Origin of the sequence: Aeromonas sp. HMWF017, from assembly GCF_003061465.1 — a bacterium.
Classification (GTDB): Bacteria; Pseudomonadota; Gammaproteobacteria; order Enterobacterales; family Aeromonadaceae; genus Aeromonas; species Aeromonas veronii.
In genome coordinates this window covers 1-14,063 of sequence record NZ_QAJD01000071.1, presented here as the reverse complement: position 1 = coordinate 14,063, position 14,063 = coordinate 1, and the positions used below count along the sequence as shown (strand labels likewise).

At 60.4% G+C, this 14,063-nt stretch carries 12 protein-coding genes and 1 pseudogene; 3 read left to right on the top strand and 10 right to left on the bottom strand.

Annotated elements, in window-relative coordinates:
- Positions 1–136: 136 nt before the first annotated feature.
- Positions 137–637: a hypothetical protein gene (locus DBR30_RS07350; RefSeq protein ID WP_005360277.1), complete on the bottom strand. Its 501-nt coding sequence runs from the start codon at positions 635–637 to the stop codon at positions 137–139.
- Positions 638–792: 155 nt separating this feature from the next.
- Positions 793–2,220 carry an exodeoxyribonuclease I gene (sbcB, locus tag DBR30_RS07345; protein ID WP_108541157.1) on the bottom strand — a complete coding sequence of 476 codons (1,428 nt, stop codon included), beginning with the start codon at positions 2,218–2,220 and terminating at the stop codon, positions 793–795.
- A 340-nt stretch (positions 2,221–2,560) separates the two neighbouring features.
- On the opposite strand from sbcB, the gene DBR30_RS07340 reads away from it, so the two are divergent.
- From DBR30_RS07340 to DBR30_RS07330, 3 genes are read left to right on the top strand one after another with little or no spacing between them, the layout of a single operon-like run.
- Positions 2,561–3,874 carry an anaerobic sulfatase maturase gene (locus DBR30_RS07340; protein WP_108541152.1) on the top strand — a complete coding sequence of 438 codons (1,314 nt, stop codon included), beginning with the start codon at positions 2,561–2,563 and terminating at the stop codon, positions 3,872–3,874.
- Between the two features lie 3 nt (positions 3,875–3,877).
- Positions 3,878–4,993 (top strand): tetratricopeptide repeat protein, encoded by a 1,116-nt coding sequence (locus DBR30_RS07335; RefSeq protein WP_108541151.1) that lies wholly within the window; start codon positions 3,878–3,880, stop codon positions 4,991–4,993.
- Positions 4,994–5,027: 34 nt separating this feature from the next.
- Positions 5,028–5,828: a formylglycine-generating enzyme family protein gene (locus DBR30_RS07330; protein ID WP_108541150.1), complete on the top strand. Its 801-nt coding sequence runs from the start codon at positions 5,028–5,030 to the stop codon at positions 5,826–5,828.
- On the opposite strand, the gene DBR30_RS07325 is transcribed toward DBR30_RS07330, so the two are convergent.
- From DBR30_RS07325 to DBR30_RS07290, 8 genes and pseudogenes are all read right to left on the bottom strand, one after another.
- Positions 5,825–6,760: a LysR family transcriptional regulator gene (locus DBR30_RS07325; RefSeq protein ID WP_108588268.1), complete on the bottom strand. Its 936-nt coding sequence runs from the start codon at positions 6,758–6,760 to the stop codon at positions 5,825–5,827. The genes DBR30_RS07330 and DBR30_RS07325 overlap by 4 nt on opposite strands.
- Positions 6,761–6,947: 187 nt before the next feature.
- Complete coding sequence (locus tag DBR30_RS07320; RefSeq protein WP_108542633.1) at positions 6,948–8,330, bottom strand: BatD family protein; 1,383 nt, start codon at positions 8,328–8,330, stop codon at positions 6,948–6,950.
- On the bottom strand, positions 8,311–10,038 hold the full coding sequence (locus tag DBR30_RS07315; protein WP_258224325.1) for a VWA domain-containing protein: 1,728 nt from the start codon (positions 10,036–10,038) through the stop codon (positions 8,311–8,313). The genes DBR30_RS07320 and DBR30_RS07315 overlap by 20 nt, the downstream gene beginning before the upstream one ends.
- A complete protein-coding gene (locus DBR30_RS07310) occupies positions 10,038–11,081 on the bottom strand; it encodes a vWA domain-containing protein (RefSeq protein ID WP_108588267.1) in 1,044 nt (347 codons plus the stop codon). The genes DBR30_RS07315 and DBR30_RS07310 overlap by 1 nt, the downstream gene beginning before the upstream one ends.
- Positions 11,074–11,595: a DUF4381 family protein gene (locus DBR30_RS07305; protein ID WP_042082087.1), complete on the bottom strand. Its 522-nt coding sequence runs from the start codon at positions 11,593–11,595 to the stop codon at positions 11,074–11,076. Before DBR30_RS07305 ends, DBR30_RS07310 begins: the two co-directional genes overlap by 8 nt.
- Positions 11,595–12,578, bottom strand: a complete 984-nt coding sequence (locus DBR30_RS07300) for a DUF58 domain-containing protein (RefSeq protein WP_108588266.1) — start codon at positions 12,576–12,578, stop codon at positions 11,595–11,597. Before DBR30_RS07300 ends, DBR30_RS07305 begins: the two co-directional genes overlap by 1 nt.
- 8 nt (positions 12,579–12,586) lie before the next feature.
- Complete coding sequence (locus tag DBR30_RS07295) at positions 12,587–13,564, bottom strand: AAA family ATPase (protein WP_108542631.1); 978 nt, start codon at positions 13,562–13,564, stop codon at positions 12,587–12,589.
- Positions 13,565–13,708: 144 nt separating this feature from the next.
- Positions 13,709–14,063, bottom strand: a pseudogene (locus tag DBR30_RS07290) (arylsulfatase); the annotation flags it as partial.

Sequence of the window (14,063 nt, the reverse complement as noted above, 5' to 3'; positions counted from 1 at the left end):
AGTCGGCACAACCGTGACCCTGCAAGGGGGCGAGGGGCGGGTGATCCACTACACCTGATCACAGCGTCACCATAAACAATTCAGGCTCCATCACGGAGCCTGAATTGTTTCAATCAGCGGTTATCAGCCACGTTTTTCAGTAACGCCACTCAAAGCCGACGGCGTATTTGGCTGAGCCATAGCCCGGGATGTCACTGCCGGAGGCGATCGCCTTGAGGGTCAGCAACGGGGTGATGGGTACCCCCAGACCAAAACCGATGGCCAGCTGATCATTGGGGTTCCCCATCAGATCGACCCGCATCACCCGATAGAGGGACATATCCTCGCTCAGGTGCATATAGGCTTGCGAAGCGCGGTTATAGACCTGACCAAACACCTCCAGCTGGAAACCTGACTGTGCGCTGATGGCCAGCGGTACCCCGACAAACTTGTAGAGATGGGAACCGTTGAAGTAGCTGTTGGTGATCAGGGGAGTGAAATCAGTCTGCTGATAAAGGGTGTTGAAGTTCTGTTCTACGATGCGATAGGTCTGCTCGGGCAGGCGAGCAAGATAATCCGGCACATCGAACCGGTATGCGGCGTTGGCTGCCAGCGGCAGCAGGGCCAGTAATCCGAGCAGTGCGTGGTGACGAGGCATCAGCAAATGGCTTCCGTTCGGCCAAAGAGATCTCTTGCTTGGGAGACATCCGCTCAGGATGTTGCAAGATATTGGTTTTTGGGGAAATCCCCTTCGTCATTATGACCTGAAGAAGGGGATGGGCGGGAAGGATTTATTGTGAAACTACTCACAACTCATAAATCTTCCAGATAGTGGTAGAGACTCTTTAGAGTCGCAAAGTTCCGTTCGTTACTCTGGTTCTGCTCGGCCAGTGCCTCGAGACGGGGCACGTAGTCCGGCAGACGGCGGCTGAAGTAGTCGCTGCAGTGCAGGCGCCAGCGTTTCTGCTCTGCTTCGCTCAAGGTGTGTGGCCAGTTGCGGGCGCGGTAGCGGAACAGCATCTCCGGCAGCCGGGAGTCGGTAAAGGCGAACTCCCGCTCACCCAGCAGATCCGCGGGGGTGGCACGCACCAGATCCATGGTGGACTTGTCGCCGTGACCGAAGAAACCGGCGTAGAGCTGGGTATCGGGATCGCCGTCACTGCTGCCGGCGAACTCCTGATTGAATACTTCCACCAGTTTTTCCCGCACCTCGGGGTGGGCGCGCAGCAGATCCAGGCTCTTGCGGCACTGCTCCCGATTGATGCCGAGCTCGTCGGCCCGTTCCGCGGTCAGGGTGGCGGCCGGTGCCAGCACCGGGCACTTGTTGATGTGTACCAGTTTCACCGGAATGCTTGCCAGATCCCCCAGCTCCTCTTTCTTGGTGTAGAGGCGCTCGCGGATCTCCTCGCTGGAGAGTTCAATGAGCGGGGTGGGGTCACGGGTCAGATCCACCATGATCACCGCGTTCTGGTTGGTGGGGTGCCAGGCAAGTGGCGAGACCCAGCTTGCACAACCCTGCCAGGGGGAGAACATGCCGGAGACGTGCACCAGCGGCTTCATGGTCACCACGTCAATCAGCGCCTTCACCTTGTTTTTGTTACGCAGATCAAAGAGATAACCAAACAGCTTGGGTTGGGCTTTTTTCACCAGCTTGGCCATCTCGATGGTGGCCAGCACGTCCGAGAGTGCATCGTGAGCATTGGCGTGGGCGACGCCGTTGGCGACCGTCAGCTTCTCCAGCCGGAAACTCGGCTTGCCCTCATCGTCAAACGCCCACTCGATCCCCTCCGGGCGCAGGGCATAGCAGGCCCGCAGCATGTCGAGGATATCCCAGCGGGAGTTACCGTTTTGCCACGCGTAGCCATAGGGGTCATAGAAGTTGCGATAGAGGGTGTAGCGGGTCACTTCATCATCGAAGCGGATGCTGTTATAGCCCAGCACGCAAGTATTCGGCGTGGCGAACTGCTCGTGGATCTGGCGAATGAAATCCGCCTCGCAGAGCCCATCCTTCATCGCCTTTTGCGGCGTGATACCGGTAATCAGGCACGCCTCCGGATCCGGCAGGTAGTCTGCCGGAGGCTTGCAGTAGATGACCAGCGGCTCGCCAATGATGTTGAAATCCGCATCGGTACGAATACCGGCAAACTGCGATGGCCTGTCCTTGGCGGGGCTGATGCCGAAGGTCTCGTAGTCGTGAAAGTAGAATGTTGGCTCGTTGCCCGCGTGTGCTGTTTTGCTCATGTTGCTCGAGATGAGGTATCCGATGACGGCGGCTAGCGCCTGGGTGGGCGGTGCCAGGCACCACAATTGCCTGCATGGTAAACCATAGCGCAGGCAGAACGAAGGGCGAGCCGTGCAGGTGGCGGTTTATTGGGCGGTTGTGCCCGATATCTTATGCACTTCTGTCTTGCTCACCGGGACTATACGACCAATTTATCTCGTAGGATGCGATGATTTTTTATGACACCAGAATGTTAGCCTGGTCCCATATCCGCTGGTTATAAGGGGTATAACCAGCGAGTGACAGCGGGAGCCTTTAGACTGCAGGCCTCAAAACAGCAATTTTGCAGGTGGTGCAGTTATGGTGATTACTCAGGGTCCACAGTTCAACGGCAAGGCATCCAAGCGGATGCATGTGATGGCCAAACCTATCGGGGCCGTGTGTAACATCGACTGTACCTATTGCTACTACCTCAGCAAGCAGGATCTGCTGGAATACAAGAAGGGGTGTTCGCCCCAGATGGACGAGCAGACCCTTGAGACCTATATCCGTCAATATATCGAGGGGCAGAATACCCCCGAGATCATCTTCTCCTGGCAGGGGGGCGAGCCGACGTTGCTCGGGCTCGACTATTTTCGCAAAGTGGTCGAGTTGCAGCGCAAATACCAGCCGCAAGGGGTGGTGATTGCCAACGACCTGCAGACCAACGGAATCCTGCTCAACGATGAGTGGTGTGAATTTCTGGCCGCCAACAACTTTCTCATCGGTCTGAGCATCGATGGCCCCGAGTTGCTGCACAACGCCTATCGGGTCAACCGAGCCGGGCGCGGTACCTTCAATCAGGTGATGGCGGCGGTGGCGTTGCTGCATAAATACAAGGTGAAGTTTGCCACCCTGACCTGCGTGAACAACCTCACCAGCAAGAATGCGCTGGAGGTTTATCGCTTCCTGCGTGATGAGGTGAAGTCGCCCCAGATGCAGTTTATCCCCATCGTCGAGCAGAAGAGTTTTCGCACCACCGCGCCCCAGACTTGGCAACCGCAGGAGCAACTCAAGCAGGGGGACAAGCGCCTCAATCCCTGGCACAAGAATTCGGTGGTTGAGCCCTGGTGCGTCTCGGCCGAGGGGTGGGGGGATTTTCTCATCACTATTTTCGATGAGTGGGTGCAGCGGGATCTGGGGCGGGTCTTCGTGCAATATTTCGAGGCGAGTGTCGAGACCTGGATGGGACGCAAGAACCCCCTCTGTACCTTGGGGGAGATCTGCGGCAAGGGGCTGGCGATGGAGCCCAACGGCGATGTGTTTGCCTGTGACCACTATGTCTATCCCAAGTACAAGATCGGCAATATCCACCATCAGCCGCTCAGTGAGCTGGCGTATTCGCCCGCCCAGCAAGCGTTCGGCTTTGCCAAATCGCGCAGCCTGACCCGCCAATGCCAGCAGTGTGACTACCAGTTTGCCTGCTATGGGGAGTGCCCGAAGAACCGCTTTATTCGCACCCACGAAGGGGAGGCAGGTCTGAATTACCTCTGTGCCGGTTGGTACAAGTTTTTCAGCCATATCGATCAGTCGATGGCCTATATCCTGCGCCGTGCCGGTTACCCTGTGGCCCATGGCAAGTATCGTGATGCGGGGATGAATAACGGCGTCATGACACATGGTCAGAGGAAATAAGCGATGCAGAGCATGTTGAGTCGCTGCGAGTTCCGTCACACCCGCTCCGGCACCATGGGCGCCTTGTGGCTGGCCCTTGGCATGACCCTGTCTGGCGCAGCGCTGGCGGTAGCCAGCCCTGCGCCGCCGGTCACCTCATCAGCGAATGGGGCACCCACCGCATCCGTGGCAGTCACTGCGCCCTCAGCCGCCCAGATCCAGCAGTGGGCCTACAGTGCGCAGGATATCTCCCTGCCAGCGGTGGAGCGGGCCGATGCCCTGCGCCAGCTGGCGGCTTATCCGAACCAGAACAGTCTGGTGGCGGTGGCCAGAAGCCTGCGTGATGAGCACGCATTGGTGCGCGAAGCGGCGGTGATTGCCGCCGATCCCTATCAGTTTGCGCACCGCTGGCGACTGCTCTCACCGCTGCTGGCTGACAGCAGTGCCGAGGTTCGCCGCGCCGCTACCCTCAATCTGGCTCGCGATTATGGCGCCATGAATGAGGGGCAACTGAGCGCCATTGGCCAGCCGCTGGCGGAGTTGAGCGAGTATCTCGTTCGGCAGCAGGACCCTGCGCAGCAGCTGTTGCAGGCAGATCTCTATCGCTGGACCCGGCAGTGGGACAAGGCGCAGGCAAGCTACGAACAACTGCTGGCCAATCAGCCCGATAATCCCCTGATCTGGCTTGGTCTCTCTGACAACTTGCGGGCCCAGCAACGGGATGCCGAGGCACTGGCCTTGCTCAACAAGGGGATTCTTGCGCTGCCACAGAATGCCAACCTCCATTACGCCAAGGCGCTGACCCAGGTGCGCCTCGATCAGAAGAGCGAAGCGGCAGTCACCATGGCACAGGCGGCGGAGCTCGCTGGCAATAACAGCTACTTCTGGTATCTCAACGGGGTGCTGCAAGAGCCGCTGGATCTCGAGAAAGCCATCGGCTCGTTCGAGCTGGCCTACCGGATCTCCGGCGCGCCGGAGCAGCTCTATGCGGTGTGCGATATCTACCTTCGCCACGATCACCCAAAGAGCGACGCCTGCATGAGTGAACTTGGCAAGATAGCGCCCCCCGAGGTGCTGGCCGAGCTCAATAGCAAGCGCGCGAGCAAGACGAGCGCGCCGCCGGTTTCCGCTGGCCAGTAATGGCTGCCACTTCTCTTACTGCACAGGTCAGGCTATGACGATCATACCGTTCAAATTCGCAATTCCGTTGCTGGCGACCACCCTGCTGGTGGCCGGCTGCACCCTCTCGGTCAAACAGGGCAACCAGCCGCTCCATCCGCTGCGACAGAAGATTGAAGCGGACATGGTGCTGGTGGAAGGGGGCCGTTTTGAGATGGGCTCCAACGACGCTAGCGCCAAAGCGAGCGAAGGGCCGCAGCATACGGTCTCGCTCAACAGCTTCTACATGGCAAAATTCGAGGTGACCCAGGCCCTGTTCGAGGCGGTGATGGGCCCCTCCATCAGCTATTTCCAGGCGCCGGATGTACCGGTCAACAACCTCAGCTGGCAACAGGCCAATCTGTTTGTGACAAGGCTCAATGAGTTGACCGGCGCTCACTACCGCCTGCCCACCGAAGCTGAGTGGGAGTATGCAGCCAGGGGGGGCAAGCTGAGTAAAGGCTATCGTTACAGCGGCTCCGATCAGATTGACGAAGTGGCCTGGTACAGCGGCAACGCCAAGAATCGCGCCTATCCGGTGGGGCTGAAAAAGCCCAACGAGCTGGGGCTATACGACATGACCGGCAATGTGGGGGAGTTTGTGGCTGATGCCTATGAAGAGACCTTCTATCGCCACAGTCCTCAAGCGAACCCGAACAATGCCCAGGAGAGCAAGAGCCACCTCGCCCATAAGTCGGTGCGAGGCGGCAGCTATGCCTATGAGGCTGAATTGTCTGAAAATTTCCGGCGTGATTTTGCCAGCCAGTCGGTGATGATGGCAGACATGGGATTGCGATTGGTGCGAGATGCCCGTTAGGACTGAACGATGGAGGTGGTCAGCCCCAGCTCGCTGACCACTTCGAACAACTGCTGGCGCAGCCAGCGGTGGCCAGCCTCGGTGGTCCGGCTGGGGTGCCAGATGGCCGACAGGCTGAATACTGATTCCTCGAAGGGGAAGGGGAGTACCCGCACATCATACATGCCGGCAAAGGTATTTATGATGGAGGTGGGCAAAACCCCGATGATCTCGCTGCATGCAATGATGGGCAGCATCTCCATGGCGGTTGGCACCCGTACCACGATATTGCGGTTGGCCATTTGCGGCAAGTGCTCGGCGGTGATCATGCTGCCTCTGACCTGCCACTGGGCCAACGCCACATGCTCCTCGGTAAAATAGGCCTCCACCGTCAAGTTGCTGCCCAGTCGCGGGTGGTCGCTGGCACACACCACCTTCACCTGCTCCCCATAGAGCACCTCGCTCTTGAGCATGCTGCGCCCGCTCTGGGTCATGTCGATGATGAGATCATAACGCTGCATCCGCAGGTCACTCTCCATATCTTCGGTAAAGAGGGGATGCACCTCGAGCGAAATACCCGGGGCGTGAGCCCGAATCTTGCACAGCAGCGCCGGGACCAGTTGGGCGCTGACCAGTCTGACACAGGCGATGGAGAAGACTCGCTGGGAAGTGCGTGGATTGAACGTGCGCGATGTAGATAGGGTCGAACTGAAGTTTTTCAGCGCGGCCGCCATCGCCGGATAGATGTCGATGGCAAACGAGGTGGGCTCCATCCCCACGACCTTGCGATTAAACAGAGGATCACCGTAGATCTCCCGCAGTCGCTTGAGGGCCTTGCTGACGGCGGGTTGGCTGATCTCCATGCGTGTCGCCGCCCGGGAGAGGCTGCGCTCTTCGTAGATGGCGACAAAGATCGGGATCAGGTTCAGCTCGGTACTTCTGATGTCTAACAAGAGATGCCTCGTTACATGTTCGTGGAAAAATCACACTGCCTTGGCACTGCCGGGTAGCCGGAGGGGAGAACCTGCCACGCCAGTCAGGTGGCGTGGCAGCCAGCGGGTATCCCACTTTGGCAGTGTAATGAAGTGGGCAAAGTGGGACAACCAGTGCAGGGGTTGGTTGCTGCGTGGCGCACTTTATTTATCTGTTTGCGTTGCAGGATGGCTGATCCGCTGAGGTCGGTTTGCCAGTCAGGGGGGTCAGTTCCGGCAGGGCCGCTTGCCAGCCGATAATGTGGCCCAACCGTGAACGGATGTTGCCAAGACTGGTGCCCCGTTGCCTTTGCAGGCGCACCAGCAGGCGCCAGCCCATCCTGAGCGCATCAGCCCGATCAAGGGGATCTTGCTGGAATACAACCTGTTGTTGCTGCCAAGCCGGATCGGAACTGACATGGCTCAGTTCCAGCCAACCCCTCTTGGCCCGCAGATAGCGATAGGCCAGTACCCGCACCGCCCCCCACTGCCTGCTCCAGATGGCGGCCCCATATTGCCAGCCGAGCGGGCGAGGGTGGTGACGGTAGTAACGGGCCATAGCCAGAAGTGCCAGCACCAGCAGGGCTACACCACTGGCTACTCCAAGCAACCGATGCCAGTAGGCCGCCAGCCAGGAGGCGGGAGTGTGGCGCACTTGCAGGGTCTGCCCAGAGAGGGTCAGGGTTTGCAGCTGGCCAGTCTGGCTGTTCCACCAGGCAAGCTCCAGCGCGGGCAGGGTCAACTCACCACCGCGCTGCACGATATAGGTAGTCTGATCTTCCCGTGTCGAGAGGTACTCCCCCCGCTCCTGGGTATCGTTCAGTCGGGCTTGCGCCGGATAGGCCTGTACCCGCCCATCGCTTGCAAGCGGAGTGATCAGCGGCGGGATCAGCACCGAGAGGGTATCCTGCCCGCTGGCGGTCACGGTGCGGGTGATAGCATCCCCCACCCGCAGCTCGCTGTCAGCATGGTCATCCGCAGAGCGCTGCCAACGCTGGCTCAGGGTGAGATTGCTGGCGCTCAGCCAACGCCCGCCGACCGTCAGGGCTGGGTCGGGCAGAGCGGCGGCAAAACGTTGAGGGTGGGTGGTGAGGGTGATCTGCCGGGAGCCCCCTTCAGGGCGCGCCACGGTGGCCCGTACCGTGATGGCGGGGATCTCGAACTGGCCGGATTGCTGGGGATAGAGCGTCAGCTCCCAGCGCTGGTGCGACCAGGTTTCGCCATCGCGGCGCTGGGTGAAGTTGGTTGCCAGCTCGCTACGCTGCTTGACCATAACCCCCGGCAGCTCGAACTGGCCGATGCGGGTGCCCGCGGTAAACCAGCGGTTGGTGGCCAGCTCCAGATAGAGGGTGATCTGTTGGTTGACGGCATAGGGGCGCTTCTCCTCCCCCTGATCTTTCAACCAGCTCTTGAGGGTCACCTGAGTGGCGTCAGTCGCATCAGCGGCCTCGGCAGCCTGTGCTTCGACCGTGAGCAGCATGGCCCCGAGCAGGGTAGCGGTCGCCACATATCCGCACAGCCAGTGGCGGAGTTTATTGTGCCGGTTGCACATGGGTAGGCTCCTTGTGGGTGGCAGAACGAGGACGGACGGTTGCGCCCGTTTGCTGCGCTTGTAGCTGGAGGCGGAATTTGGCTTGCAGGAAGTCACCGGGATCAGACTCCACCCGGCGCAGCCACTTTTCGGCCTGCGCCGGATTGGCCAGAATCTGATCTGCGGTCAGGGTTTCGCGCGCCATCAGGGATGAAGCCACGGTCTCTTCCGCCCCGTCGGCACTGCGTGGCTCATCATCGGGCAGTTCACTGGAGTGATCAGGTCCATCCGGCGTGCCGGTCTGGCTCTGACTGGCGCGGTTGATCTCGTCAACAATCCCGCTCATCACCTGATAGTTGTGGGCGGCTGATTGACGCACGCTCGGGTCGCTGGCCTCGTCAGCCAGTTTCCGGAACAGCCGGCGGGCGGCCAGATACTCACGTTGTCTGGCGAGGGCATTGCCGGCATAGAGCAGAGCCCGTTCGGAGTCGGCTTGCAGGAATGCTGACTGGGCCAGCGCAAACTCGGCACCATAGTAGTAGGCCACCCCCTTGTAGAAGGGATCTTCATAGTGTTTAGCCGCCTCCAGATAGTCACCTTGCTGGAAGTACCACTGCCCCTGCTGATCCGGGGTGAGCCAGAGGTTGAACCACTGCTGTTTCAGCTCCTTTGCCCAGTGATTGATCGCAGGCTCTGTCTGCTCTGCGGGCGCCAGCGAGAAGGTGGTGGCCTGCGCAGGCGTCGTCTGTAGCAGGGAGAGACCGATGGCTGCCACCAGACCCCACTGCACCAGCCAGCCTTTGCGAAACCAGAGCAGCAGCAGGGCGACGACCGGAAAGAGCAGGTAGTAACCCATGTCCTGCCAGGGCATCAGGGAGTCGTTGTGGATCAAAAAGTTGCGTTCAATCCCCCGGTTGATGCGCTCTACGTCGCCATTATCCACCGTCATGGTGAGCAGGGTGCCATCGCTGTCACTGGCCAGTCGCCGTAATGAGGCAAGCTCCAGCGGGCGTTTGCCACTCAGGGCCGGGTCGCCAGCGGCCAGGATCAGCAGCTGACGGGATTGACCACGGAAATAGTCAGCCAAGGGGGCGATGGCGGAGGGGCTGATGCCATCACTCACCAGCAAAACGGTGCTGCCGGTCTCATCGGCCAGAAGCTCGGTGAGCAGCGGGATCACCTGTTCGGTGCGTTTGCCCGCTTTAGGCATGATCTCGGGACGGATGGCGGCGAGGATAGGGTCATAGACGGCACTGTCACGGGTCAGCGGCATGGCGGTGTGGGCCGAGCCGGCAAAGACCACCAGCCCGTTGCGCCCGCCATCGCGGGTCGCCAGCAGATCGCTGATCTTCTGCTTGGCCCGCGTCAACCGGTTGGGGGCGATATCCGTTTCCAGCATGGAGTCGCTGTTATCGAGCAGGATCAGCAGGGCGCCCTGATCTTCGCCAAAGGGGGAGGGTTCACGGCTCCAGGTCGGCCCTGCGCAGATCAGGATGGCCAGCCCCATCAGCAGCCCCAGCACCTTGAGGGGCAGGTTCTTTTTCCAGCCGGTGTCCCCCAGCGTCAGCGCCTCGCGCAGATGGGGCGGCAGCCGCTGTTGCCAGTTGTTCGCTTCATCCATGTGCCAGCGCAGCAGCAGGATGGCGACAAGGGGGAGCAAGGCCAGCAGCCACCAGGGGCGCAGAAAGTGGGCATTCAGCCAGAGCTGTTGCCAGTAGAGAGGATCCATCACGGCGTATCTCCTGAGAGAGCAGTGCGCAGGCGGTAGCGCCTGAGGGTCAACAGGGAAAAGAGAGTGAGATAGAGGCCGACGCTGACGGCGATGAGGTAATGGTGCAGGCTTTCGCGAGTCTGAAAGCGGGTGCTTTCGTAGCGTTGTGGCTCCAGCTCACCGATCACCTGATAGGCGCGCGTCAGCTGCGCCTCATCAAGAGCCTGAAACAACTGGCCGCCGGTCAGGGTCGCCAACTGTTGCAGGGTATCGAGATCGAGTGCCTGTTCGCCGACGGTGGCCGGGTCCCCCATGGCGATAGTATGCAGCCGCACACCGTTGACCGCGGCTACCCGGGCCGCATCCCGCGGGCTGACAAAACTGCCGGTGTCGTTGCCATCGGTAAGGATGATGACGACTTTCTCCCGCTTGGCGCTGTTCTGGTCTAGTTGCCCATGACGATCACTGTTGTTGAACACTTTGATTGCCAGACCGATGGCATCCCCCAGATGGGTGCTCTGGCCAGCCATGGCGACATCGGTCTCCTGCAGCAGGGTTTGCCAGGTGTCGAGATCGGCGGTAAACGGCGCCTGAAGAAAGGCGGCATCCCCAAACAGGATGAGCCCGAGTCGATCTCCTTTACGCGTTGCAGCAAATTGTTTAAGCACCTCTTTGGCGGCGTCGAGCCGACTGAGGGACTTGCCGGGGTCGGGGGAGAAGTCGGTCTCGGCCATGGAGCCGGAGAGATCCAGCACTATCATCACATCCCGCCCGAACCGCTCGCGCACCTGAGGCGGGCCATAGATGGTGGGCTTGGCCAGCGCCAGCACCGCCAGTAGCCAAACGGTGATCAGGGCGATCCGTTGCCACCAGCTGGCAGTCAGCTGGGTTGCCCCCTCACGAGGCGGCTCATCCAGCAGGTCGATCAGCAGATCGAAGAAGGGCACCTTGATGGCACTCTGACGAGTGCGATAGGCCGGAATAAGGCGAAACACCAGCAACGGCAGGGGCAGCAGCCAGAAACAGTGGGGGTGGGCAAACTCGAGACCGGCATCAAGCATGATGGGCCTCCGTCGCCAACGAGGCTGTTTGTATTGGAGTCTGGTGGTGGGCAAGCCAGTCGTTGCAGAGGGAAACGAGGCAGAGCTGATCACTGACGCTTAACACCACCTGATCACAGACCAGCGATACCAGCCAGCGCTCCCCCAGTTCGGTCGCGAAACGGGGCTGCCTATCAGCCATGGCATTGTCGAGGGTCTGCAGCAATGCCATGCCAAACAGCTTGCCGTGCCGGGGATCTAGGTGGGTCAACACCTGCTTGATCAGGTGAAACAGCGCCAGACTGGCCCCGGCATCAGACCAGTTGATCGTGCGCAGGGCCGCCTGCGCTTCACGGCGGTAACGCTGTTGCCACCAGCGCTGTGCCCGGTGATAGAGCCAGAGCAGCGCCAGCGCCCCCAGGCTCAGCGCCAGCAGCAGCCAGCCTGCGGTTTGCGGTTGCCAGCTGATGGTGGGTGGTACGGTCACGTCCTGCAATTCGCGCAGCATATAGGTGCCGGGCAGCTTGTGGTTCATCAGTGATCTCCTCCCAATGCGGTAATGAGGCGGGCGAGGTGGTGGCCACCGGTGTCGAGGGTGATAAGCGGCAATCCCTTGAGGGCCATCAGTCGCAGCAGTTGATCTTTTTTCAGCTGCTGCTGGCGGGCTAGCCCCTGATCCAGCACAGGGATCTGGTGAGGAGCAATATTGAGCTGGTACTGGCCATCGCCGACTACCCAGCTGGCGTCAGCGGCAGTGGTCGACAGGGTCGACTCGAGGGGATCGGCGATGTGCAGTGCCAGTACATCGTTGTGCTGCTGCAAGTAACCGAGGCGGGTCAGGTCGGCCTCGGTGACGCCTGCCCAGTCGCTGAGAAAGATCAGGGTGGTATTTTTCAACTTGAGGCGGCCCAGCATCGCCAGCAGGGGGGCCAGACCGGTCGCCTCGCTGTCGCGGCTGGTGGCCGAGAGAGCATGATTGGCGGCACAGAGCTGGCGCAGTCCTGCTAACCAGTGGCCACGGGAGCGCTGGCCGCGCAGCCACGCCACGCCATCGCAGTGCAAAATGGCGAGCCCGACCCGATCGCTCTCTTTGAGTACTTGCCAGCCGAGCAGGGCGGCGACTTCGGCGGCCACCACCGACTTCATCACCTCCACCGAGGAGAAGAACATGCAACTGCGCTGATCAACGCAGAGGATCACGTGACGATCTTTCTCTTCGCTATAACTGCGCACATGGGGGCGGCCGGTGCGCAGGGTCACTTTCCAGTCCAGGGTGCGAATATCATCCCCTTGCTGATAGTGGCGCAACTCTTCAAAGTTGAGTCCACGGCCGCGAAAGCGTGACGAGTGGCGGCCGCACAGCAGGTTGCCGCTGTTTAGTTGGGGCAGCAGTGAAAACTGGCCGACCAACCCCTGAAGCCGGACCAGTGTCAGGTAGTCGCAGTGGATGCGGGGGTCACCACTGGGCGATTGCCCGCCCTGTGTCAGCCTGTCATGGGATAAGGCGCGAGGTGTCATGGTATCGCTTACCCGATGACGACGTGATCGAGCAGAGCCATCACCACCTGCTGGTGATCCACCCCATCTGCCAGCGCGTCATAGCTGAGGGTAAAGCGGTGGCCAAGCACGCTGGGCACCATGGCGCGCACATCGTCGGGCAGCACGTGGTTGCGCCCTTGCAGCCAGGCATAGGCGCGGGCGCACTTGTCCAGAGCAATGGATGCTCGGGGACTGGCGCCGACCGCAATCCACTGTGGCAGCACGGTGGCCGGGTAGCGATCGGGGTGTCGGGTCGCCATGACCAGCGCAATGATGTAGTGCTCCACCAGCGGTGAGAGCGTCATGGCCGAGAGCTCTGATCTGGCCTGCAAGATGAGCTCAGGGGAGAGGGGGGCGAACCCCTCGTTCTGCTGGCGGGTACCGCGCTCTTCGGCCCGCACCAGCCGAATGATGGCAAGCTCTGCCTCATCATCGGGGTAGGCGACCGAGACCTTGAGGGCAAAACGATCCATCTGGGCCTCTGGCAGCGGGTAGGTCCCCTCCTGCTCGATGGGGTTCTGGGTGGCCAGCACCATAAAGAGCTCGGGCAAGCGATGGCTCTTGTCACCGACGGTGACGGTGCCTTCGGCCATCGCCTCCAGCAGCGCCGCTTGTACCTTGGCGGGGGCGCGGTTCACTTCATCGGCCAGTACGATGCTGTTGAAGATGGGGCCTGGCTGGAAACGCAACTGGTGGGCTCCTTCATGCTCCTGATACATCTCGGTGCCGGTTACATCCGAGGGGAGCAGATCGGGGGTGAACTGAATGCGGCCGAAGCTGGTATTGAGGGCTTCTGCCAGCGCCTTGATCGAGCGGGTCTTGGCGGTGCCGGGCAAACCTTCAAGAAGCACATGGCTATTGGTCAGCATGCCGATGACCAGGGCGCGGATCACATGGGACTGGCCGACCACACTGTGACCAACCTGTTCGATGAGTTGCGAGATCTGTTGTTGCAAGGGGTTCATAGGGTTTTCCACAGGGTACATTTAACGAGACAGAGATAGGGCTAGGAGGGGGCCAGCGGGTTTTCAATTTCCAGCCGGCACGGGGCGAGCCGGCTGGAAATTGAAAACGCCCACCAGAGAGTGATGGGCGTTGGAGTCACCGCCTTACTTGATGGTGGCGACTTTTTGCTTGAGTGCGTCCAGCTCCGCCAGTTTACCCTTGAGCATCAGGCTCTGGGAGCTAATGCTGGCAGGGTTCATCTGGAAGCTCTGTTGCATCGGATAGTTGGGCAGAGTGTCGAAGAACTCTTTCAGGATCCCCTGTGCAGGTACGAACAGCCACATGTTGTCTGCCATCCAGCGCAGATACATGCCTGACTCATGCGGTGCCTTTTCGAACGGGTCAGCGCGCAGGTTGATGATCTGCGGCCAGTTCGGAGTCACACGCGCCGCGTCGGTGATGTTGCCCTCCATGGTGGCAAAGTTCAGTTTGAAGTCATTCCAGCGCACGGCGTTGAGT